Below are 20,733 nucleotides of genomic sequence, written 5' to 3'. Positions count from 1 at the left end.
ATGTGGACAACATCGGTCGAGGAGGGACCTCAGCGGGCTCGCTCGCTCCTCATTCGGAGAAAACGCTGGGGCGACGGCGCTGCAGCCGCGGCGACAGGTGTTGCTCGGTCAGGGCCTGCGCGCCGCGGAGCGTTGAGCAGCCGCTGGACCGTCGCTTCGGCGCGGTAGCGCACGCTCAGATCGGGCTCGGGCAGGAACGTCGTCGCGGCGAGCTGGTCGGCCTGCCGGAACGCCGCAGCAGCCGACCGGAGGGCCAGCTGGTCATGGACGCCGAAGACGACCCGGCCGAGAGTGATCCAGAGGCACGCCGGTCGCCCCGGGGTCCTCTCGAGGCGCGCATGGGAGGGCGGAACGTCGGCAGCGGACATCATCACGACCGGCTCCGACACGCCCCACACCGGACGTACGAGGTCCGGATCGGGCCGCGTCGGGAGAGTCCTCCCCTGCTCGATGCCCGACCGCCACGCCGCGTGGAAGGCCTGGACTGTGTCGAGATCGTTGATGTAGATCAGCGAGCCACCGACACGTACCCCGACCGCTGCGCCGTCGGTGCCGGGCCGGTGCGCCGTGACCGTGACGTCCTGCGGACCGACCAACGCGACGATAGCCTTCACCGCCTGCCTGCCACGTGGCATCCCGTCCGCACCTCCGATCCGACCTCGCGGCCGGCTGGCCCTACCGCTGGCGCAACGCTGTCTGCGCGGCCGTACAAGCACGTGGCGCAGGCGTGGTCGTTCCGTGGTCGAGGCGCTCGACAAGCCGTGGTCGACCTGCGGTCGCCGCACGGCAGGGATCGTCCGTTCGGGCGACGTCTTCCCCATTCGCCCACGGGCGGGCGCCCGCTCCTGGTACTCCCACCTGCATCGGATCCGGAGATCACGGAACCGACCACACGATGACCACGGGTCGACCACGGCGGGCAGCACGATCAGCAACGACCACGACTGCGCACGGGAGCGATGGATGACCACGGCACTTCTCCGATCGGCCCTCCTCGTGGCCCTGCTCTGCGCGGCGTCCTGTTCCACCGCGACCGCGCCGCCCGAACCGACCACGACACCACCGACGAGCGATCCAGCGGCCGAGGCGCTCGCGGCCTACGAGCGCTTCTGGACCGTCACCGACTCCGCGCTCGCCGCACCGGGCTCGCGGGACTGGCTGCCGGACCTCCGAGGCGTGGCGACCGGCCCGGCCCTCGACTCGTTGGTGACCGACGTCGAGAACTACGCGAGCCTGCCCGCGCACACCGAGGGGCAAGTGACCCGAGACCCGGCGGTGCAACAGGTTCTCGGCACACGGGTGCAGATCGTCGACTGCGTCGACCTCGGTGACTCCCGACTGGTGTCCGACACCACCGGCGCCGTGCTCGACGACCTGACCAACCGAGTCCCCCGCTACCGGTTCCGCGCCGAGGTCGTCTCCACCAACAGTCAGTGGTTGGTCGAACGCGCCGTTCCTGCTCTGGACGAGCCGTGCTGACCGCGATCGGGGCCATCACCGTGGTGCTCCCGATGCTCGTGCCGGGGGCCCCGCTGGAGCCCGGGCCTCCCGGCTGCGCCGTCGTCGACAGCATCGGCCGATGCCTCGTGATCGCAGCCGACCCGGGTCGGCCAGGCGGGCCGCGCGACGAAGCCGGACCTGACCGCGCCCCTCGCGACGCAGCGCCCCGCGCCGCATCCACCGCGCCTGTCGCGCCACCCCGACCGCGGCTGGAAGCAATGCCGTTCGGCGACTCCTGGCGGGTCGGTGAGGCCATCGACGCCGCGGACCTCCTCGCCCCGGAGCCGGCACCGGAGGCGGCGGCCGAGGCACCTCCGGCAGCGGTTCTCGCCCAGCGTGCGATCGAACTCCTCACCCTCGATCAGCCGGCACTCCGCACCTCGACCGGTGGATCCGGTTTCGTCGGTGTTCCCGTCTGGTTGTGGATCGAGGACGGTGCAGCCACAGCTGGGCCCGTCTCGGCAACGGCGACGGCCGGCGCCTCCCGCGTCACCGCGACCGCACGCCTGGCTCGCGTCGAGTGGCGTATGGGGCCGCCCGGCGCGGTCGTCAGCTGCGACGGGCCCGGGACCCCCTGGGCCGGGCAGAGCGGCCCGTCACCTGACTGCGGGTACGTCTTCGAACAGCGGTCCCTCCCGGAGCGCACCTCGGGAACCGGGGCATGGGAGGTCGTCGCCACGGCCGTCTGGACGGTCTCGTGGAACGGGGTCTCCGGCGGCGAACCGGTGGACGGCCAGGAGATCGTCGAGGTACCCGCGACGACCGCGCTCGAGATCGGTGAGATCCAGGTGCTCGTAGCCGGGGAGACCCGATGACGACGGCAGTGCACCCCGCCACGACCAACGGTCATGTCGTCCCACCGACTCGTCGACGAACCGGCCGAACCTCCAAACTGCTGCTGCTAGCGGTCCTTCTCGGAGCTCTCGGTGCCCTGCTGGCCGTGTACGCCTTCCGCAGTGCGGTGGCGAGGGAAGGCGTCGTGGCCCTGGCCCGTCCCTTGTCGTACGGCGACACGGTCGACCCGACCGCGCTGCGCGAGGTGCTCCTCCCGTCCGACACCGGGCTGGCGACGATCGCCTGGAGCGACGCGGACAGCGTCATCGGCACTACTGCCGCGACCGACCTCCGCGTCGGTCAGACCCTCACTCCGGACGCGATCACCCGCGAACGGACACCGATGCCCGGAGAGGCGGTCGTGGGTATCCCGGCCGACCCCGGGCACGTGCCGACCACCCCGCTGAACCCGAGGGACGCTGTGCTGCTGGTCTCCGCCGGGCGGCCACCACTCCTCGCCACGGTCGTGCGGACCGGTGAGACGGATCTGAGCGGGCGCCGCACCGTCGATGTCGTGGTGCCCCAGGCCGAGGCCGAAGAGGTCGCCCTCGCCGCGCTCGACGAGCGCGTCGTCCTCGTTCTCGTCGGCAGAGGGTGATCGAGGTGCTGATCGCACTCGTCTCGGCCAAGGGTAGCCCCGGGGTGACCACCAGTGCACTGGCCATCGCGTCGCAGTGGCATCGCCCCGCACTCGTCCTCGACGCCGACCCGTTCGGCGGTGACGTTCGCGCAGGTCTCGGAGCGGGCGAGTGGCCCTCCCACGCCGGACTCGCCGAGCTGGTGGTCGACCTGCGCACCGGGCCGGTCGAGCAGAGCCTGCACCGGAGGGTGCACCGTCCGGCCGGGCACTGCCCACCCGTGATCGCCGGGTTCGGGTGCGTCGGACAGGCGAGCAGCGTTCCGTGGAGTCGACTAGCACCGGAGCTGGCCCGGCTCGACGGGGGTGACGTCATCGTCGACTGCGGGCGGTTCGTCGCGGTCGACGGAGTCGTCGGGCTCCTTCGGGTCGCCGACCTGGTCCTTCTCGTGAGCGGATCGACGCTGCGCGCTGCACGCTCGGCGAGTCGGGTCGCGCCGCTCCTGCGAGAAGGACTCGACGCCGGTGTCGGAGACCCACGCGTCTCGCTGCTCGTGGTCCGCGCGGGCGAGCCGTACTCGGCCCAGGAGATCGCCGACGGATGCGCGTTGCCGCTCCTCGGTGCTCTGCCCGACGATCCTCGGGCCGCTGAGGTGTGGAGCGATGGGACCCGACCGGCGCGGTCGTTCCCCCGGAGCGCCTTGCAGCGCGAAGCCCGCCGTCTCGCGAGCCTGGCGGCCCGGCTGGATCCGACGTGGAGTGCGGCGTGACCCGCCCGGTCAACGGATCACCGGTCCGGACGACCCATCAGGCACTCGCCCGACGCGTCCACGGCGCAATTCTGGAGCGGCTCGCCGGTCATCCCGGCCGGGAGCGACTCGACCGCTCAGACCAGCGACAGCTCGTGCTGGCCTGGATCCAGGCAGAGCTCGACAGGGAGGCGCGCCGGCGGGTGATCGACGGAGAGGAGCAGCTCGGCCCGGAGGCCGAGCAGGCAGTGGTGCGTGCCGTCGAGAACACGGTGTGGGGGCTCGGGCGGATCCAGGCGCTGCTCGACGTACCCGGAGTCGAGGACATCCACATCGCCGGATCGGACGTGCCGCTGCTGAGAATGACCGATGGCTCGGTGCGAAAGGCGGAGTCTGCGATCGCCGAGTCCGACGACGACCTCGTCCAGCAGATCCAATTCATCGCGGCGCACCATGGGAGCTCCGAACGCGCCTTCTCCCCCGCCCAGCCCTTCCTCAACATGCAGCTCCCCGACGGCTCCCGCCTCGCAGCCATGCGCGACGTGGTTCCCCGGCCCGTGGTCACGATCCGCAGGCACCGCCTGGTCGACGTCACGCTGGCCGACCTCGTCCGGAACGGCACGCTGTCCGAGCCGATCGCTCGATTCCTCACCGCTCTGGTCCGCTCCGCGGTGAGCATCCTCGTCACCGGCATGCCCGCGGCGGGAAAGACCACGTTGCTACGCGCACTGGCCCGCGAGATCGACCCGACCGAACGCTTCGCAACGCTGGAGACCGAGTTCGAGCTGAACCTGCACCGCCTCCCGAACAGCCCGCCGCTGATGTACGCGGCGGAATGCCGGAGCGGCTCGACGGAGCGCGATCCCGCCACCGGCCGGGCCGCGGGCGAGAAGACCCTGTCGGACCTGCTCGTCCAGACCCTCCGGATGTCGGTCACGCGGGTGATCGTGGGCGAGGTCCGGGGCGAGGAAGCACTTCCGATGCTCGAGGCGATGAACGCCGGCATGCCCGGCTCGATGTGCACCCTGCACGCCGGATCGGCTGCGGAGGCCTTCGAGAGGCTCGTGACCGCCGCGATGAAGGGCACCGGATCCGGCTGGTCCGACGGGTTCGTCACCCGACTCGCGGCCCAGGGGATCAAGTACGTCGTCCACATGCGCCACGTCCGCGCCCCGGACGGCACCCGTGCCCGGTTCGTCGCCGAGGTCGCGGAGGTCTCGGCTGTCTCCGACGACGGCCGAGTGGCGCTGAACCGCATCTTCTCCCCAGCGGGCAATGGTGATCACCGGGCGGTGTTCCAACTCCTCCCGCAGGACCGGCGGCCCTTCGTCGAAGCCGGTGTGGATCTGTCGTTCCTCCGTTCCCAGAGCGCAGCCCGATGAGCGCGACCGAGCTCGCCGCGGCCCTGGCGGGCGGGCTGCTGTCCGTGGCCGTCGTCGCGCTGATCACCGCGATCCGAGGCGGAATCGTCAATCATCGGCCGTCCGGACCGTCTGCGCCTCGCCGTCGACGTCTCGAACGCATTCAGCGCGCCGCGTCGAGCAGCGAGGTACGGCGACGGGCGGCGGTCTCGTGCTTACTCGGAATCGCGGTGTGGACGGTAAGCGGCTGGCCCGTGGCCGGGGTGGCGACGACGGCCGCCGGCGTGCTGCTGCCGTGGCTGCTCGGTGGCGGTCGCGTGGTGGAGAACCGGCTCGCCACCCTGGAGGCGCTGGAGGGATGGTGCCGGCGAATGGGCGACATGCTCGCCGGTGGCGGAGCGATCGGTCTCGCGCAGGCCGTCATCGTCTCCGCGGAGCGGACGGACGGCCCGATCGGACCTGCGGTCCGGGTGCTGGCTCGGCAGCTGCGCGAGGGCGACACAGGGCCGTCGGAGGCGCTTCGTGGTTTCGCGGACGCGGTCGACGATCGGACCGGGGACGCCGTCGCCGCCGCCCTGCTCCTCGCGCTCCACGCGCAGAGTCCCGGCGTCGGGCAGGTCCTGCGGCAGCTGGCGGACGGCGTGGCCCGCGACGTGCGGGCCCGCCGCGACATCGAGGCAGAGCGGGCGGAGTCCCGGCAGTCGGTGCGGATGCTGCTGATCATCCAAGCGGCTCTGCTGGTCCTGCTTGCTCTCGTTCCCGGATTCGCCGCGCCGTACGGGACACCCGTCGGCCAGGCCGTCATGGCGGTTCTGCTGGTCGGTACCGGGGCGGTGCTCGTGTGGATGCGCCGGCTCGCCGTCGGACAACCGGCACCCCGGTTCCTCACCGGCACGCGAGGCATGCCGTGAACGACGTGTGGATCCTCGTCGCCGGTGCGATCGTCGGTGCCTCCGTCGCCACCGCGGTGGGGGCCCTGGTTCACCGGCACCCGGTCCTCGCCGATGCGCTGATCGCACTCGACGAGCGCATCTCGACTCCTGCTCAGCGCCCGGCCCCCGCGGCGGGAAGCGCCGTCCTCCCCCTCCTGCGCAGGCTGCCCGCCAGCGTGCCGACCGCCGATCTCGAGCTGGTCGGCCTCGACCGGGATCGGTTCCTCGCCGCCGCGGCGGGTACTTCGACGGCGTACGCACTGAGCGGACCGGTTCTCGTCGCCGTTCTCGCCGTAGCCGACATCGCGCTCCCCCTGGTCGTTCCGGCCGGTTTCACTCTTCTCGGAGCCCTCGTCGGCTGGACCAGCAGTGCGCGTCGTATCCGCGATCGTGCCGACGGCGCACGGGTGGAACTGCGGTCGGCTCTGGTCTCGTACCTGCAGCAGGTGGGGCTGCTGCGGCGCGGTGGCGCGGGCGTGTCCACCGCGCTGACCCTCCCCGGGCGGCTGCTCAGGGGCAGCTGGGCCTTGCAGCGGTTGGGGGACGAGCTCGACCTCGCCGAACGCTCCGGCGAGCTTCCCTGGGAAGGGCTGCGTCGGTTCGGTGAACGCGTCGACGTCGACGAGCTCGCCGACCTCTCGACGATCGCGGCGACGGCTGGGCAGGACGGCGGGACCGTGGTCGACACGCTCATGGCCCGTGCCGACAGTCTTCGAGACGAGTTGCTGGCCGACGAACACGCCGCGGCCCACCGGGCCAGCGCGCAGATGAGCACTCCAGGCGCGGTGCAGGTGTTCCTGATCGCGGCCTGGGTGCTCTTTCCGGCAGGTACTGCGCTGCTCAGCAGCGTCTGATGATGGGAGCCCGACGATGACCGACCTGACCACCCGCGTGTGGGCCCAGCTGGTTCGCGCCGTCTGGTTGCTGGCGTCCCGCTGGGAGCCGCTCGACGAACGCGGCGGTGGCCGCAACACCGACGAGGGCTTCCACATCTCCGCCGGGGCGGTGATCGCCGGCGTCATCGCCACCGCGGTCGGGGCCTTCATCGCCAAGAAGCTCGGCGCACTGGAGTAGCGGGGGCTGTGGACGAGCGGGGCGGATCGACCAGCGTCGAGATGGCATTGCTGTGGGTGACGATGCTGTTGATCATCCTCGCCGTCGTGCAGGTCGCGCTGCTGTTCTACGCCGGGCAGCTGGCCCTGACCGCGGCGCAGGACGCCGTTCGCGTCGGACGGCTCTACGAGGCGGATCCGACGCTGAACGCCGCCCGGGACCACGCGACCGCGTTCCTCGACCGGGCCGCCGGAACCGCGCTGCAGAACGTCATCGTCACCGCCGACGTCGACGCCGCGGGGACCGTTCGGGTCCGGGTGGAGGGCGACGCGCTCTCCCTCGTCCCCGGGGTTCCGCTCTCCGTGGCGCGCGAGGCGGTCGGCGGCATCGAACGGCCGGCTCCATGATCCGCGTGATGTCGCTCGAGGCGGAGCGAGGAGGCAGCCCATCGGTCGAAGCGGCAATCCTCGCTGTCGTGATCGGGGTGCTGATCGCGTTCGTGATCGCCGGCGGACGGCTCGTGACCGTCGAGGCGGTCACGGACCACGCAGCCCGTTCGGCATCTCGCGTGGCGTCCCTCCACCGCGACGCCGCGAGCGCGCAGTCCGCCGCCGAGTCGACGGCCCGGCAGATCCTCGATGGGCAGGACATCCGCTGCACCGCGTTGACCGTCCGGATCGACACCTCGGGGTTCGCGACGCCCCTCGGCCAGCCCGCCTCCGTGACGGCGACAGTGCGCTGCGATGTGGACTGGTCGGACCTCGGCCTCCCCGGAGCGTCGGGAGGTCGATCGGTCGAGGCCAGCTTCACGAGCCCGATCGACCGCTGGCGGGAGCGCGCGTGACCGGTGACGAGCAGGGCGGTGGGGCCGTCAGCGCGCCCATGGCCATCGCGGTGCTGGCGCTGTTCGCCGTGATCGGGCTGGGCATCGACGGCGTGCGCGCGGCACAGGGTCTCGCGCGTGCCGATGCTCTCGCGGAGGAGGCGGCCCGTGCGGCCGGCCAGATCCTCGATGTGGCGGAGCTGCAACGCGGCCGGGTCGTCATCGACGACGGGGCCGCGGTGAACGCGGCGGTCGCCTACCTCCACCAGTCGGACGCCGACGGCACCGCATCGATCATCGGTGACCGGGTCCGGGTGCAGGTCCGGATCTCGCAGCCCACGGTGCTCCTCGGGCTGGTCGGGCGGACCGAGATCGTCAGCACCGGTTCGGCGGAAGCACTGCTGTTCACGACCGTTCCCGCGGAAGGGACTCCATGAGGACGATGGGTCGGACCCTGGCGGGCGCTGCGGCGACAGCTGCCGTGCTGTTCATCCTGTTCGGTGTCCCTGCGCTGCTGTGGCTACTGGCCCAGCACCTGGTGGCCACCGGCAGCTGGTCGTCGCGGTCGGATCTTGTGGCGATGCTGCTGCGTCCGGACGACGGCACGGTGCTCATGGCCTTCCTCCTCCTCGTCGCCACCGTGGTCTGGCTCGTCCTGGCGCTGTCGATCCTGGCGGAGATCGTGGCCGTCCTGGGCAGGCAACCGACCCGGCGGATCGACCTTCCGGGGTTCCGGCTGGGCCGGACCATCGCTGCGGCGTTGGTCGCCACGATCGTCGGTACCGGTCCGGCGCTGGCAGCGACGCCGGCCGCGATGGTCGTCTCGGTCTCCGCGGTCGCCGACGAGTTCCTCCAGCTCCCTGACGCGGGGCCACTCCACGTCGTCGCGCCTCGGGACACGCTGTGGCAGATCGCCGAGTCAGCTCTCGGCGACCCGCTGCGGTGGCGCGAGATCTTCGACCTCAACGTGGGCAGACCTCAGCCCGACGGTTCGACGCTGACCGAGGCGTCGTCGTTGGCAGTGGGATGGGAGCTCCGCCTTCCGGCCGACGCCAGAGACGTTGTGCGGGTGGAGCCGGGTGACACGCTCAGCGCCCTGGCTGCCGACCATCTCGGAGACCCAGGTCGGGCATCCGACCTGTTCGAGGCGAACCGTGGGGTCGTCCAGGCCGGCGGTCCCGGCCTGAGCGACCCGGACCTGCTGCGGCCCGGCTGGTTGCTCACCATCCCGCCCGGGCTCGACACCGTAGAGCCGCGGCAGACCGAGATCGTCCCGCCGTCCAGCGGAACCGTCGCGCCTGGGCCGACTGCTCCCGTCTCACCGTCGCCTCCGGTGCCGACGCCCGCTCCGACCTCCTCCCCTGACCAGCCGGACCAGCCGGACCAGCGGAACTCGGAGTCCGACGAGGACGTGGTCACCCCGGTCGCGGTCGTCGCCGTGTCGGCGATCGTGCTGGGAGGCCTTGCAACGGCGCTCCGGGTGCGCAGGCGGCGCCAGCAGCGCTTCCGCCCTGCCCGCCACCGCATCGCCGTTCCCACGGATGGCGGTGGGCGGGCCGAGTGGCTGGTCTCCCAGGCCCCGACCGACCTGACCTCTGTCTTTCTCGACGCCGCCTTGAGATCACTGACCTTTCACAAGTGGACCGACACGACTCCGTCGCTCCGGTACGTAGTCCTCGACCGGGGACAGGCGACGCTCGCCCTTGCCGCAGCCACCGCGCCACCCGCCCCGTTCCTCGGCGTCGACGGAGACACCTGGGAGCTCGACGGGGAAGCCGACCTGCCGCTGCCCGTCAGCGAGGCGGGCGGGTACTGCGCCCCCTTCCCGGTGCTGGTGTCGGTGGCCACCGACGGTGAACGGGCGCTCCTGGTCGACCTCGAGCAGGACGTCGTCACCCGGGTCACCGGCGACCGCGTCCGTGGAGCTGCCCTGATGCGACACGTCGTGGCCGAACTCGCCACCGCACGGTGGGCGGAGGACGTCGAGGTCCTGATCGTCGGGTTCGGGCACGAGCTCGTCGCGCTCGACCCGGAACGGCTCCGGTCGGTCGAGAGCCTCGCGCACGCCATCGACGAGGTCGAGCTCCGCTCCTCGGCCAACCGTGACGCTGTCGCGCGCATGGGTGTCGACTCCGTGCGCGACGGACGTCTGCGGGGCGTCGCAGCCGACAGCTGGCTCCCGCTGGTCCTCATCGCGGACGTCGATCCTTCCGAGTCCGACCGGCGCAGGCTTCGCTCGCTCACGCCGTCCGGAGTCGTGGTGGTCGTTGCCGATGATGCCGACTACGGGGCCGAGCTCTACATCGACGCGGACGCCCGGCTCGGCGCGATCCATCTCGATGACGGGCCGTGGCGGGCCTGTGACCTGTCCGAGAGCGTCGGCGCACAGCTCGCCTCCGTGCTGGGCGCGACCGATCAACCGGCCGAGCCCGTCCAGCCCGCCCCGGTGTTCGAGTCCTGGGCCGAGGGGATGGACGAGGACGGAGGCCTGCCCGGCCTGGCTTCCCTGCCGGTAGAGCCACAGGCCGAGGACGACGAGACACCGGCAGCGGTGGACGAGGAGGCGGTGCGACGTCTGCGCATCGTCGATCACCAGGACCCTCACCTGGACGATGACCTGGCCGCCTGGAACAACGACGACACGCGGCCGCCTGTCCCGATGATCGCTGTTCTGGGCGAACCGACGGTCCGCGCTCCCGGTCTCGCACCGCAGGCGCGCCCGAGCTGGTTCGTCGAGGTCCTCGTGTACCTCAGCCTGCATCCGGCAGGGGTGACGAGCGAGAAGGCTCTGACCGACCTGTGGCCCGACGGGCGTCGGGTCAACACGGCAACGGTGCGGCACGCGTTCTACGGAGCGCGTCGATGGGCGGGGCGCGGGTGGGGAGGCGATGCGGCCGCCGCCTTCGTCAGCGACATGCAGACCGACAGCACCTACCGCCTCCGCGGTCACCTCCTGGACTGGGACCTGTTCCGCCGCCTCCGCAAGCGGGGTCAGGCCCGGTACGCCGCGGGGCACGGCGGCGCTGTCGAGGACTACGAGGCTGCGCTGGCGCTTATCCGGGGGCCTGTCCTGTCGAGCCTGCGACCTGGCGGGTACGCGTGGCTCAACAACCACGACCAACGGCACGACCTGCAGATCCCGGGGTACATCGTCGATGCCGCGCACGAGCTCGTCGACATCGCGCTCGCTGACGGCGACACCGTTCGCGCTCGGCGGGCAGCTGAACGCGCACGCGCCGTAGACATCGACGTCGCGTTCGACCAGCCGCTGACCGACCTGATGCGCATCGCCCACGCCGAGGACAATCGAGCCGAGCTCGAGCTGCACGCAGCGCTACTGCTCGACGCCCGAGGGTTCGAGGTTCCGGAGGAGCTCGCGCCGGAGAGCTTCGCGGTGCTCAACGCGCTGTTGCCGGCCGGACCGCGCCGGGCCCGGCCATGAACGTCGTGGTCGTCGGAGCCGGCGCGGCGGCAATAGCCGGCCCGGTCGTCCTCACCCTGGCCCGGCGCACCTCGTCGTTGGACTATGCGCCCGGTCCGTGCGACGTGGCTGCGACGACCACCGTCGCTGGCCTGATGGTCACCCTGGTCCTTGCCCGCACACCCGCGGAGTTCGCGATGCTGCTGCCGGTCATCGTGCTCGCTGGAGCAGCCGCTGTGGTCGACGCCCGGGAGGGGAGGCTGCCCGACATGCTGACCGGTCCGCTTCTCGTCGGGTCGCTGATCGCCGTTCTCCTTGCGGGCCACAGCCTGGTCGGGGTCGCAGCTGCCGTCGCGCTCCTGCTCGTACTCAAGATGACAGCTGCGGCGGCCGTGGGATGGGGGGACGTCAAGCTGCTCCCCAGCCTCATCGCGGTGCTGACCGTGCAGGGCGCCGTACTCGCCGGGATCGTCTTGATGGCGCTGCTCGTGGCACTGACGGCCGTACTCATCGGGCTATCCCCCGGGCGTCGGTCCACCCTGGTTCCGTACGGGCCGGCGCTGGTCGTGGGCGCGCTGGTGGCCGCTGTCGGCTTCTAACCTGGCGGCCCGCCGATTCCGCGCGCCGGTTGGGAGCTCCGGCGGCGTCATCGCCTCATCGAGATCCACGTGGGCGAAGCGGCCCTGGATGGCGGCATCGGTCCGGCGGTCGGTGCCGCGCAGCTCGGCCGCGACAGCCCGATCGGCGGCCCGCGACGGGTCGAGGTGCTCGACGAACGCAGCCAGGTCGACGCGCTCGGGCAACGTGGGGATGCGCGTCGGCTGCGCGGTGACCGCCCACGGCGAAAGCCCACGAACAGACTCGGTCATGAAGTGAGTACGGAGGGCGTCGGCGATTTCGCGTGCTTCGGTCCGCGCACCGACCGCACCGAGGCCGGGAACGTGTCCGACCACGGCCCACCCTGCCTGCCCGGTCGCGGCGAGCGACACGATGTCCGCCGTGCGGGCACCGCCGGTGATCAGCTGCTTGGCGGAGCGGTAGGTCGCGACGTCGAGTGGGGCCGGGAGCGCGCCGGACGACGGGACGTCGACGAACCCGTCCAGCGCTGCGGCCGCCCCGGCGAGGTCGCGCACAGCTGTTGTCCGCTCGGCGCGACCATCCCGGCCCGGAGGGGAGCGGCGGTACCGGGACAACCGTTCCGCGATGTAGGTGGCGATATGTGCAAGCTGGTAGGTCTCGTAGCTCGGTAGCCCCAGAACCGGGTAGTCGGGACCGGACATCAGGCTTCCCTCCGCATCTGCTCGGTGATCCGGTTGGTCGGACCGACCCGCGGTGCCATCGGGCCCGGCTCCCTACCGGACGTCCGGCGGACCGCCCGGGGAGCGACGAACAACCGCGAAGCCTCGTCCGAGGCGTGCTGCCGGGCCGTCGACCGACCCGTGCCGGGGAACGCTGCGACGGCGCAGTCCGCGGCGCGCCGGAACGCCGCCGTCGTCGAGCTGTACGCACCGAGATCACGCACCGAGAACATCACCCGGCCCAGAACGAGCCGCAGGTGCGGATATGCCCCGACCGGACGCTCCACGCGACCCAACATCGGCGGCAACCCGCCTGCCTCGATCAGCACCGCCGGCTCGGCCATTCCCGCCAGCGGCGCGACGAGCGACGAGCTGATCTCCCGGGGCAGGAGCCGTGCATCTCGGGCCAGGTCGTTCCAGGCGAAGGCCAGCGCGTTCGCCGTGGGACGGTCGTTCAGGTAGATCAGCGCCTTGCCCAGACGGACAGCGACCGACGCCTCCGGGGTGCCCGCGTGCTGCACGGTGACCGCCGTGTCCTGGACCCCGACGAGTGTGAGAACCACCCCGACCGACTGGCGTTGCCGCTCCTGCATCCGACCCGAGCCTCCTGCTGAGGGGTGCGCGACTCGGTGGGGAGTCGCATCACCCGGCACGGTCACCGAGCAGGTGCTCCGACCCGTGGTCGCCGGCCGACGTCGGCGTGGTCGAACAGACCCGGCTGGTGCGACTCGTCCCGTTGCTTCAGCGACCACGTACCGACCCATCGCCCCACTTGCGTCGCCGCAGCATCCGCCGCGCGTGCCTGGTGCGGTCGCCCGACCTCCCGCTGCCACAGCGCGATCTCCCGCAGCAGCGCCGCGACGGCCACGGCGAGCGCGACCGACGCCGCATCCGGGTCACCGCTGACCCGCGCCGTCCGGCGCTGCCGCAACAGCTGACGCGCGACCCGCCGCAATCCCGCCCCCGAGACGTAGTCGCCGACGTGGTGACCACGCGGCGATCGCGCCGCCCGGTCGAACTCCTGTGCCGCCGCCGCCAGCGTCGGGGACCAGCCACTGACCGCAGTGAGCACGTCGAGCGCTGCGTGCGCGATCTCCCCCGGCTCCTCGCTGCCTGTTCCCCTGCGCGCCCCCCGCACTGCACCCCGGGCACGATCGACCCGGATCCGGGCGACATCCACCGGGGCCCGAACCTCCCGCCCACCGCTCCCCTGCCGCCAGGTCGCCATCAGCCTGGGCAGCGACAGGTCCGGAGCGAGCTTGCTGCCGCTGTAGAGCACCTGCTCCCCTGCCGCCGTCACCTCCCCGCGCCGCCCGACCGTGAACCCCAGCGGATCGCCCGACGGCGCACGCCGCAGCGCGACCACGTAGCCCGCCGCCTCGAGCGCTCCGACGAACTCGTCGACGCCCCGCGATGCGACGGCCGCCTTCCGCACCGCACGCGCCAGCTCGACCCGAGCCGGCTCGCGTCCCTGGCGCAGCGCCTTCTCGGTCTCGCCCCGCCCCGGCGCCTTCGCCGCGGTGCCGTCGGCGGCCGCGGTGATCGTCAGCCCGAGCCGTTTCTCGATCCGGTTCGCCGTCGCCCGCAACCGCGGGTAGTCCCACGACGGCCAGAACCGCCGGCAGTCGTCCTGCCGCACCAGCACCACCGCGATGTGGATGTGGTCATCGGCATGCCGAACCGCGGCCCACCGCGGACCACCCGCATCGCCCCGTACCGCCACCCCCGAGCCGTCGAGGAGCTCCCGCGCGATCTCCGCCCACTCCCCGTCGGACAACACCCGGTCTCCCGCCGCCACCCGCACCGAGCAGTGCCACACGTACCCGCGCTTGCCCTCGACGCTGCGCGACGGCAGACCGGCGGCCAGCGCCGGCGCGTTCAAGGCCCGGATCAGCGCACCCGGGCCGGTCTCCGGTTCCGGCTGCCAGACGGCTTCCCGTCCGTCCCACGTCGCGATGACCCGCGGGTTCACGTGCTCCTGCGCTCGCCCCGGCCCCATCAGGTAGGTGACCAGCCCGCCGACATTCCAGCCGTGCACCACCCGGGTGATCACAATCGGTCGTCTTCGCGAGTCGCAGCTACGGCATCGATTGCGGCATCCAGCCGTGTCAAGAGGCGGTGCGCATCGGCAGCGTCTGAGCCCGATGCTCGCGAGGCAAATGCGACGACGTCAGCGTGGAGCCGTAGCAAATCGGTAACGCCGGTCCCCTCGCCACGACCCGCAGCCACCCGCAGAGCCGCATCCCCGATCCAGGCAGCAAGCGCGGCACCGGCCAGGCGCGCCGCATCGTTGAGCTTGCGACGCTCCGACTCCGAGAACCGAACCACCACCCGGCAGGACCGCACCTCATCGGCGCGAACCCTTCGGCGTCCCGACCTCCGGCCCGTCCCGTCCACGGTGACAGGCGACTATGACGAGTGGATCGAAGCGTGGTCACGTCGAACACCGAGCCGTCCGCATCGACCACGCACCGAGGCTTGTGCCGTCGGGAACGCCCCCGTTCCCGCCTCTTCGCGCCAGAAGGCTGCCATCGGCATATCTCGCTGCCCTGTTCTCCCGCCCGCTGCGTACTGCCGGATCAACTCACGAGGGGAGGAGGAGGACTGTCAGCCGACAAGGACGTCCTTGTCGAGGTACTCCTTGATCAACCAGATCAGGCGGTTCCCGTCGATCAGCTGCATCCGGCCGTGTTCTCGAGCTTTCTGCTCGCAACCTGCGGTGAACCGGGACGTCGTGACCAGCACGCCCCACCCGGCCTTCTTCTCCTCCATCGTGCCGGCGAGCTCCCGGTAGTGGCTGGGCCCGAGCACGTTGCCGGGCTTGTAGCGCTTGGCCTGCACGACGGCGAGCCCGCCGATGAGGTTGCTGCGGTTCACGATCACCGCGTCGACGCCGTCGTCGTTGCTCTGGGTCGTGGTCCAGCCCTCTGCGCCCTGGGCCTCGAAGAGCTGGCGCACCAGGTGTTCGAAGTTGGTCGAACTCATCTCCAGGAGGTTCGGCCGGGCATCCAATGTGGCTACCGCGTCCAGTCCCTCCACGAAGGCGAACTTGGTGAGGTCGAAGACCAGGACCGGCTCGACCGCCTCCAGGGCGTACGGGTGATGGGAGACGATCGCCTTGAGTCGGTTCAGGCACTGCACCGCATCGACGTTCCGCAGCGCTTCCTCCCGTGGGAAGTCCTCCCGCGCCGCATCGACGCTCACCAGACACGGGTACTCCCACTCGCCCGTCGCCGGGTCGATCGCGTGTACGTGAGCGTTCACGCCCACCCTCAGCAGCGCCCCGTCCGCGCCGAGGACCTGGCGAAGGGCTAGCACCACGACCTGGGCGACCACGCTGCGGTACGCCTCCGCGATCTCCCGCGGGGGCCGAGCCGCGGTGCGTTCGGAATCCGACCGCTCGATGTAGGAGAACGACTTCTCGACAGGCACCACATCCCGCGGCGGCAGCGTCAGCTGTACCAGGGCCTGCTCCGTGGCCGGGCTGAACACGACGTCGACCTCGTGCGGGAAACCCTCCGGCAGCGGCAGCTCGAGCAGAACATGCCGCAGGAACGACTCGACCGCGGTCTTCTCACGGGCCGGTAGCCCGTCGCGAATGCGGTTCACCTCGGCGTTGTGGTGATCAGCCTCTACGAGCGCGAGGCGCATCCTCTCGGCGTGCTCCTGCTGCAGGCGTGCGACCTGCTCGAGGCGGAGGCTCTCCCGACGCCGGACGTCGTCGACGTACGCGTCGTACCGCACCTTCGCCGCATCCCGCTGGTCGCGCCACTCGCGCATCCCACCGAGGGCCCGCGCGAACGCACCGGGCCGAGGAGGTTCCGCGAGCTCCCAGGAGGTCGCAACGATCGGCTCGACGAGCTCTCCCAGCTCCAGCCGGCTCGTCTCCGGTCGCCGGCGCATCTCCTCGATGTCCACCTCCGCCGGGTGTCGTAGCCCGTTCGGCAGAGCGGAGCGGAGTGCGGACATCCGCTCCTCCAGCTCCTCGGTCCGGCGACGCGCGCACTCACGCTTCTCCGCGACCCGCAGCTGATGCGCCGCCTTCTCCTCGGCCACCCGATCGCGCTCAGTGGCGCGACGCTCACGCTCCAGCTCCGTCGCGATCCGTCGCTGCTGCCGCTCCCACTCCCGCGAGCCCGCCACGCACGTCCCCTCGGCCAGTCCCGCACGACCTCCAGCTACAGGATGGGACCACGCGCAGCCACGAGATGACCACGGATCAGCAACGAGATCCGCCTGCTGGACCAACCGTCGCAGTGCCGATTCGTCACAACGGCGGCTGGACACCACCCGATCCATCCAACCGACCAGCGACCAGGGGACGCCGACCGGACAGGCGCAGACAGGCCGTGTGCTGGGGCGCTCGCCCTCAGATCAGATGCGAGCGGCACCTCGGGCACCGACCGCCTGGCCTGCTCCAGGTAGCCGTGGAAGGTCGTGCCGATCCCGAACACCTTGCGCGGCCGGGGACCGAGGGGGCCCAGCTCGAACCGCTCACCCGCACCGATCTCCATCCTCGTCGCCCACCGCGCGACCTCCGTCCAGAAGTCGAACACGGCGGTGGGATCGACTGGACAAACCCTGCGGCGGCGGACACGTCGCAGTCAGCCGGCCAGGATCCGGTTCAGGGCGGGTGCGACGTCGCGGTGCGACGCCACCGGCAAGCACCGCCCCTTCCCCAGCCGGGCGATGTCGCGGCCCAGCGGGGCGTCGTGCTCACCGTCGGTCTCGAGCAGCACGTGCAGCTCCGGGAAGCGCCGTGCGACCAGTCGCGGGTCCGGGCCCGCGTTGTGGACCGCGTCGGACAGCAGGACCGCTGTGCGGTGCCGCGCCGCGTCGCGAACCAGCTCGGTGCGGGCCACCTGCAACCCGAACCCGACGTCGGTCAGACCGCGGGCGGGGATGCGCAGCAGCTGGTCGAGCAGCGCCGAGGTGGACGACGGCGTCGTGAGGGGCTTGAGCAGAGCGGCGTCGGACCAGAACGCCACTACCGCCAACTGGTCACCCGCCCCCGACAGGTCCGCAGCCAGCGCCGCCACCGTGGCCGCGGCGATCCGCACCTTCTCCCCCCGCATCGACCCGGAGACGTCCACGACGAGCACCACGGCCCGCCGCGATCCCATCCTCTCCCGCACGACGATGTCGGTGTCCTCCGGGAAGGGCCGCTCGGTCAGCACCTCGATGGTGCGGTCGAGGTCGATGTCGTCGGAGCGGTACCGGTAGGGCACCGATGCCAACCCGCCCCCACCGCGCTCGCGCCGGACCTCACGCGGGCGGCGCCGGATCGCCAGCCGGCGGGCGATCCGCGCGGCCATCACCGCCACCTCGGGATCGGCGGGCCGGTCCTCCAGCAGTTCGGTCAGATCGCGGCGCCGCGCGGTCTGCGCGGTCACCAGCACGCCCTGGCCACCGGTCGCGCCGTCCGCCCCGTCGCCGCGGCCGCCGTCGAGCTCGACCACGACCGGCGGGCCGCTCCCCGAGGCGAACACCTGCGGTGCCTCCGTGAGCTGCTTGGGTCGGCGCCGCAGCGGGGCGAGCGGGGACCGGGTCTCGGCGGTCGGCAGCGCGACAGCGTTGTCGACGCTCAGGCGGTGAGGTCCCGGCGCCGCACGCCGGGGGAGGAGAAAAAATGGTTCTCCCAGATCTCGGTGATCACCGCCTCCGGGGTCGCGTCCGAGGCCTCGTCGACCCCGACCCGCGCCGAGAGCGCGAGCAGTGCGGCGTCGAGGACGAGCCGCTCCCGGTCGGCGTAGGAGCTCAGCTTCCCCAGTTCGACCGCGACGGCGACGAGGTCGATCGCCCCGCGCACCGACGAGCCGCGGCGCAGCTCGGGGTGCGCGCGGGTGGCCCGGGTGATCGCGACGGCGTCGGACACCAGCAGCTCGTCCTCGGACCCGGTCCGCGCCCGGACGATGTCGGACTCCTCCCCCGCGTCCTGGTAGCCCACCGCGAGGCGGCACCACCGGTCGTAGACCGAGTCGGAGATCCGTGCCGTGCCCACGTTGTCGAACGGGTTCATCGACGCCAGCACCCGGAACGTCGGCAGCGCCGTGACCGTCCCGACCCGCGGCACCGTCACCTCCCGCTCCGCCATCGCCCCCAGCAGCGTGTTCAGGGTGTCCTCCGGGGTGCGGTTGAGCTCCTCGATGTAGAGGAACCCGCCCGCCCGCATCGCCTCCACCAGCGGGCCGGCGACGAAGTTCTCGGCCGAGTAGTCCTCCCGCAGCACCCGCGCCGGGTTGTGGTGGCCGACCAGCCGGGCCGGTGTCAGCTCCGCGTTGCCCTCCACCAGCACGAACGGCACCCCCCAATGGGCGGTGATCGCGCGCAGCATCGTCGACTTCGACGTCCCCGGCGGCCCCTCCAGCAGGACATCGCGCCCCGCCGACACCGCAGCCAGCACCAGGTCCAGCTCCCGGGACCGGCCCACGACCACCGCGGCCACCGCGGCCCGCGTGGACACCGTCGTGCCCGTCATCCGGCCACCGCCTGGGGTGCCGTGCGGTCGTCGCCGCACAGGCCTTGGTCAACCAGGACGGTGTGCACGCTGCCGGTCCCGCCGACCAGCCGGACCGACCACACCCCGAGGTCCCGCAGGATGGAGGCGGCGGGCACGGCGGTCCCGGACGGGGGCCGCAGGGGGTCGAGGACGCCGCAGGCCCGGACACCGCCCGCCGGGCGCGCGTAGACGACGACACCCCGTCCGGCCGCCGTGACGGTCCGGAGGGCGCCGTCCAGTGCCGCGCGGCACCCGCACGCGCGCGACCCGAACACGTCGCCGGTCAGGCACTCCACGTGGACGTGCACCGGCACGTCCCGGCCCTCGCCCACCTCGCCGTGGACCAGGGCGACGTGCTCCGCCCCGTCCGCGACACCGCGGTAACCGACGGCGCGGAACTGCCCGGGACCCGTCGGGAGAGCGGTGGCGGCGGCGCGCACCACCTGCGCCTCCGTACGTTCCCGATGCGCCACCAGCTCGGCGATGGACACCAGTACCAGGTCGTGGTCCCGGGCGAAGCCCTCCAGCTCCGAGCCGCGGGCCATCTCGCCCGGCCGGGCGGTGCTGACGATCTCGCACAGCGCACCGGCCGGGCGCATCCCGGCGAGCCGCGCGAGGTCGACGGCGGCCTCGGTGTGCCCGGGCCTGCGCAGCACGCCGCCCTCGCGCGCGGCCAGGGGCACGACGTGCCCGGGCCGCAGCAGGTCGGCGGAACGGGTGTGGGCGGCGGCGAGCGCGGCGACCGTGCGGCTCCGGTCGGCAGCGGAGATGCCCGTACCCGTGCCACGCAGGTCGACCGTCACCCGGTAGGCCGTGCCGAACCGGTCCCCCAGCGTGTGGTGCATCGGCGGCAGGGCCAGCCGCGTGCACTCCGCCTCGGGCAGGGCCACGCACACGAACCCCGAGGTGTGGCGGACGGTGAAGGCCAGCAGCGCCGGCGTCGCGCACTCCGCGGCGAAGATCAGGTCGCCCTCGTCCTCGCGATCGGCGTCGTCGACGACCACCACCGGCCGTCCGGCGGCCACTGCGGCCAGCGCGTCGGTGACCCGGCTGCCGCTCACAGCGCCGCCAGCCGGCGGAAGCGGCTGCCGTGGAACACGAGCGGTGGCCGGTCCGCATCGGCCCTGGCGCCGTGGATCCGGAGCAGGGCGATCGAGTGGTCGCCGGCCGGGAGCTCGGCGTGCAGGGAGCAGTCGAGCCACGCGCTCGATCCGTGGACGTAGACGCCGCCGTCCTCGCCCACCTCCCAGTCCACGTCGGCGAGGCGGTCGCCGTGCTTCATCGACAGCGCCCGGCAGGCGGCGTCGTGGCCCTCGGCGAGCACACTGACCCCCAACCGGCGCCTACCGCGGAGCTTCGGCCAGGTCGTCGAGCTGTCCTGCACGCACACCGACACCAGGGGCGGGTCGACCGAGACCGACGTGAAGGAGCTGGCCGCCATCCCCACCGGCACCCCGTCGACCAGCGCGCAGACCGCCGTGACCCCGGAGGGGAAGCAGCCGAACACCTCCCGCAGACCAGCCGGGTCCGCCGTCACCCCATCGATCCGGATCATCGGCCGTCCACCTCCTTCGAGATTCGCTCGCTCCGACGCTAGGCCGCGCGGTCGTCCCCGGGTGTCGCAATCCGCTCCACCGGCACGGCGCGGGGTCTGGCGCGAAGTGCGACAACCCCGCTGCGGCCCCG

22 protein-coding genes are annotated in these 20,733 nt (G+C 72.2%); 13 read left to right on the top strand and 9 right to left on the bottom strand.

The genetic code is table 11. From position 1 onward, the window contains the following. Positions 1 to 29: 29 nt before the first annotated feature. Positions 30 to 614, bottom strand: a complete 585-nt coding sequence (locus tag H6H00_RS19770; RefSeq protein WP_185717227.1) for a hypothetical protein — start codon at positions 612 to 614, stop codon at positions 30 to 32. 349 nt (positions 615 to 963) lie between these two features. On the opposite strand from H6H00_RS19770, the gene H6H00_RS19765 reads away from it, so the two are divergent. The 13 genes from H6H00_RS19765 (at position 964) to H6H00_RS19705 (ending at position 11,849) form a co-directional block, all read left to right on the top strand. Then, positions 964 to 1,479 (top strand): hypothetical protein, encoded by a 516-nt coding sequence (locus H6H00_RS19765; RefSeq protein WP_185717226.1) that lies wholly within the window; start codon positions 964 to 966, stop codon positions 1,477 to 1,479. A gap of 239 nt (positions 1,480 to 1,718) precedes the next feature. Beyond that, on the top strand, positions 1,719 to 2,315 hold the full coding sequence (locus H6H00_RS19760; RefSeq protein WP_185717225.1) for an ATP/GTP-binding protein: 597 nt from the start codon (positions 1,719 to 1,721) through the stop codon (positions 2,313 to 2,315). Beyond that, positions 2,312 to 2,932, top strand: coding sequence for an SAF domain-containing protein (locus H6H00_RS19755; RefSeq protein ID WP_185717224.1), 621 nt, complete (start codon positions 2,312 to 2,314; stop codon positions 2,930 to 2,932). The genes H6H00_RS19760 and H6H00_RS19755 overlap by 4 nt, the downstream gene beginning before the upstream one ends. Positions 2,933 to 2,937: 5 nt before the next feature. Then, entirely contained in the window at positions 2,938 to 3,681 is a 744-nt protein-coding gene (locus H6H00_RS19750; RefSeq protein WP_185717223.1) for a CpaE/TadZ family protein, read from the top strand. Continuing rightward, on the top strand, positions 3,678 to 5,042 hold the full coding sequence (locus H6H00_RS19745; protein WP_185717222.1) for a TadA family conjugal transfer-associated ATPase: 1,365 nt from the start codon (positions 3,678 to 3,680) through the stop codon (positions 5,040 to 5,042). The genes H6H00_RS19750 and H6H00_RS19745 overlap by 4 nt, the downstream gene beginning before the upstream one ends. Positions 5,043 to 5,086: 44 nt before the next feature. Beyond that, complete coding sequence (locus H6H00_RS19740; RefSeq protein ID WP_185717221.1) at positions 5,087 to 5,932, top strand: type II secretion system F family protein; 846 nt, start codon at positions 5,087 to 5,089, stop codon at positions 5,930 to 5,932. Beyond that, positions 5,929 to 6,807 carry a type II secretion system F family protein gene (locus tag H6H00_RS19735; RefSeq protein ID WP_185717220.1) on the top strand — a complete coding sequence of 293 codons (879 nt, stop codon included), beginning with the start codon at positions 5,929 to 5,931 and terminating at the stop codon, positions 6,805 to 6,807. The genes H6H00_RS19740 and H6H00_RS19735 overlap by 4 nt, the downstream gene beginning before the upstream one ends. Positions 6,808 to 6,823: 16 nt before the next feature. Continuing rightward, positions 6,824 to 7,027, top strand: coding sequence for a hypothetical protein (locus tag H6H00_RS19730; RefSeq protein WP_185717219.1), 204 nt, complete (start codon positions 6,824 to 6,826; stop codon positions 7,025 to 7,027). A gap of 8 nt (positions 7,028 to 7,035) precedes the next feature. Further along, the gene (locus H6H00_RS19725; protein ID WP_255425269.1) at positions 7,036 to 7,413 is read left to right on the top strand and encodes a TadE/TadG family type IV pilus assembly protein; all 378 of its coding nucleotides are present in this window, start codon (positions 7,036 to 7,038) and stop codon (positions 7,411 to 7,413) included. Between the two features lie 8 nt (positions 7,414 to 7,421). Continuing rightward, positions 7,422 to 7,850, top strand: coding sequence for a TadE/TadG family type IV pilus assembly protein (locus H6H00_RS19720; RefSeq protein WP_185717217.1), 429 nt, complete (start codon positions 7,422 to 7,424; stop codon positions 7,848 to 7,850). After that, positions 7,847 to 8,266 (top strand): hypothetical protein, encoded by a 420-nt coding sequence (locus H6H00_RS19715; protein ID WP_185717216.1) that lies wholly within the window; start codon positions 7,847 to 7,849, stop codon positions 8,264 to 8,266. The genes H6H00_RS19720 and H6H00_RS19715 overlap by 4 nt, the downstream gene beginning before the upstream one ends. Before the next feature lie 44 nt (positions 8,267 to 8,310). Then, positions 8,311 to 11,271 carry an AfsR/SARP family transcriptional regulator gene (locus H6H00_RS19710; protein ID WP_185717215.1) on the top strand — a complete coding sequence of 987 codons (2,961 nt, stop codon included), beginning with the start codon at positions 8,311 to 8,313 and terminating at the stop codon, positions 11,269 to 11,271. Beyond that, positions 11,268 to 11,849 (top strand): prepilin peptidase, encoded by a 582-nt coding sequence (locus H6H00_RS19705; protein WP_185717214.1) that lies wholly within the window; start codon positions 11,268 to 11,270, stop codon positions 11,847 to 11,849. Before H6H00_RS19710 ends, H6H00_RS19705 begins: the two co-directional genes overlap by 4 nt. Here H6H00_RS19705 and H6H00_RS19700 read toward each other — a convergent pair. The 8 genes from H6H00_RS19700 to H6H00_RS19665 form a co-directional block, all read right to left on the bottom strand. Further along, positions 11,766 to 12,530 (bottom strand): hypothetical protein, encoded by a 765-nt coding sequence (locus H6H00_RS19700; protein WP_185717213.1) that lies wholly within the window; start codon positions 12,528 to 12,530, stop codon positions 11,766 to 11,768. The genes H6H00_RS19705 and H6H00_RS19700 overlap by 84 nt on opposite strands. After that, positions 12,530 to 13,141, bottom strand: a complete 612-nt coding sequence (locus tag H6H00_RS19695; RefSeq protein WP_185717212.1) for a hypothetical protein — start codon at positions 13,139 to 13,141, stop codon at positions 12,530 to 12,532. Before H6H00_RS19695 ends, H6H00_RS19700 begins: the two co-directional genes overlap by 1 nt. A gap of 62 nt (positions 13,142 to 13,203) precedes the next feature. Then, positions 13,204 to 14,547 (bottom strand): relaxase/mobilization nuclease domain-containing protein, encoded by a 1,344-nt coding sequence (locus tag H6H00_RS19690; protein ID WP_425566818.1) that lies wholly within the window; start codon positions 14,545 to 14,547, stop codon positions 13,204 to 13,206. A gap of 608 nt (positions 14,548 to 15,155) precedes the next feature. Further along, positions 15,156 to 16,691, bottom strand: a complete 1,536-nt coding sequence (locus tag H6H00_RS19685; RefSeq protein WP_185717210.1) for a restriction endonuclease — start codon at positions 16,689 to 16,691, stop codon at positions 15,156 to 15,158. A 461-nt stretch (positions 16,692 to 17,152) separates the two neighbouring features. Then, positions 17,153 to 18,037: a vWA domain-containing protein gene (locus tag H6H00_RS19680; protein WP_255425268.1), complete on the bottom strand. Its 885-nt coding sequence runs from the start codon at positions 18,035 to 18,037 to the stop codon at positions 17,153 to 17,155. Positions 18,038 to 18,132: 95 nt separating this feature from the next. Continuing rightward, the gene (locus H6H00_RS19675; protein WP_185717209.1) at positions 18,133 to 19,026 is read right to left on the bottom strand and encodes an AAA family ATPase; all 894 of its coding nucleotides are present in this window, start codon (positions 19,024 to 19,026) and stop codon (positions 18,133 to 18,135) included. After that, on the bottom strand, positions 19,023 to 20,108 hold the full coding sequence (ribB, locus tag H6H00_RS19670) for a 3,4-dihydroxy-2-butanone-4-phosphate synthase (protein ID WP_185717208.1): 1,086 nt from the start codon (positions 20,106 to 20,108) through the stop codon (positions 19,023 to 19,025). The genes H6H00_RS19675 and ribB overlap by 4 nt, the downstream gene beginning before the upstream one ends. Further along, the gene (locus tag H6H00_RS19665; RefSeq protein ID WP_185717207.1) at positions 20,105 to 20,602 is read right to left on the bottom strand and encodes a flavin reductase family protein; all 498 of its coding nucleotides are present in this window, start codon (positions 20,600 to 20,602) and stop codon (positions 20,105 to 20,107) included. The genes ribB and H6H00_RS19665 overlap by 4 nt, the downstream gene beginning before the upstream one ends. Positions 20,603 to 20,733: the final 131 nt, after the last annotated feature.

The sequence above is a fragment of the Pseudonocardia petroleophila genome, assembly GCF_014235185.1.
GTDB lineage: Bacteria > Actinomycetota > Actinomycetes > Mycobacteriales > Pseudonocardiaceae > Pseudonocardia > Pseudonocardia petroleophila.
The sequence above is the reverse complement of the archived record's forward strand: the minus strand, read 5'-3'. Positions and strand labels throughout refer to the sequence as shown.

Excerpts from the sequence above, each read along its gene's own strand:
- H6H00_RS19720 (WP_185717217.1), top strand. The coding sequence starts at position 7,422 with ATGTCGCTCGAGGCGGAGCGAGGAGGCAGCCCATCGGTCGAAGCGGCA.
- H6H00_RS19690 (WP_425566818.1), bottom strand. The coding sequence starts at position 14,547 with ATGGGGCCGGGGCGAGCGCAGGAGCACGTGAACCCGCGGGTCATCGCG.
- H6H00_RS19755 (WP_185717224.1), top strand. The coding sequence starts at position 2,312 with ATGACGACGGCAGTGCACCCCGCCACGACCAACGGTCATGTCGTCCCA.
- H6H00_RS19730 (WP_185717219.1), top strand. The coding sequence starts at position 6,824 with ATGACCGACCTGACCACCCGCGTGTGGGCCCAGCTGGTTCGCGCCGTC.
- H6H00_RS19760 (WP_185717225.1), top strand. The coding sequence starts at position 1,719 with ATGCCGTTCGGCGACTCCTGGCGGGTCGGTGAGGCCATCGACGCCGCG.
- H6H00_RS19695 (WP_185717212.1), bottom strand. The coding sequence starts at position 13,141 with ATGCAGGAGCGGCAACGCCAGTCGGTCGGGGTGGTTCTCACACTCGTC.
- H6H00_RS19665 (WP_185717207.1), bottom strand. The coding sequence starts at position 20,602 with ATGATCCGGATCGATGGGGTGACGGCGGACCCGGCTGGTCTGCGGGAG.
- H6H00_RS19700 (WP_185717213.1), bottom strand. The coding sequence starts at position 12,530 with ATGTCCGGTCCCGACTACCCGGTTCTGGGGCTACCGAGCTACGAGACC.
- H6H00_RS19765 (WP_185717226.1), top strand. The coding sequence starts at position 964 with ATGACCACGGCACTTCTCCGATCGGCCCTCCTCGTGGCCCTGCTCTGC.
- H6H00_RS19675 (WP_185717209.1), bottom strand. The coding sequence starts at position 19,026 with ATGACGGGCACGACGGTGTCCACGCGGGCCGCGGTGGCCGCGGTGGTC.
- H6H00_RS19705 (WP_185717214.1), top strand. The coding sequence starts at position 11,268 with ATGAACGTCGTGGTCGTCGGAGCCGGCGCGGCGGCAATAGCCGGCCCG.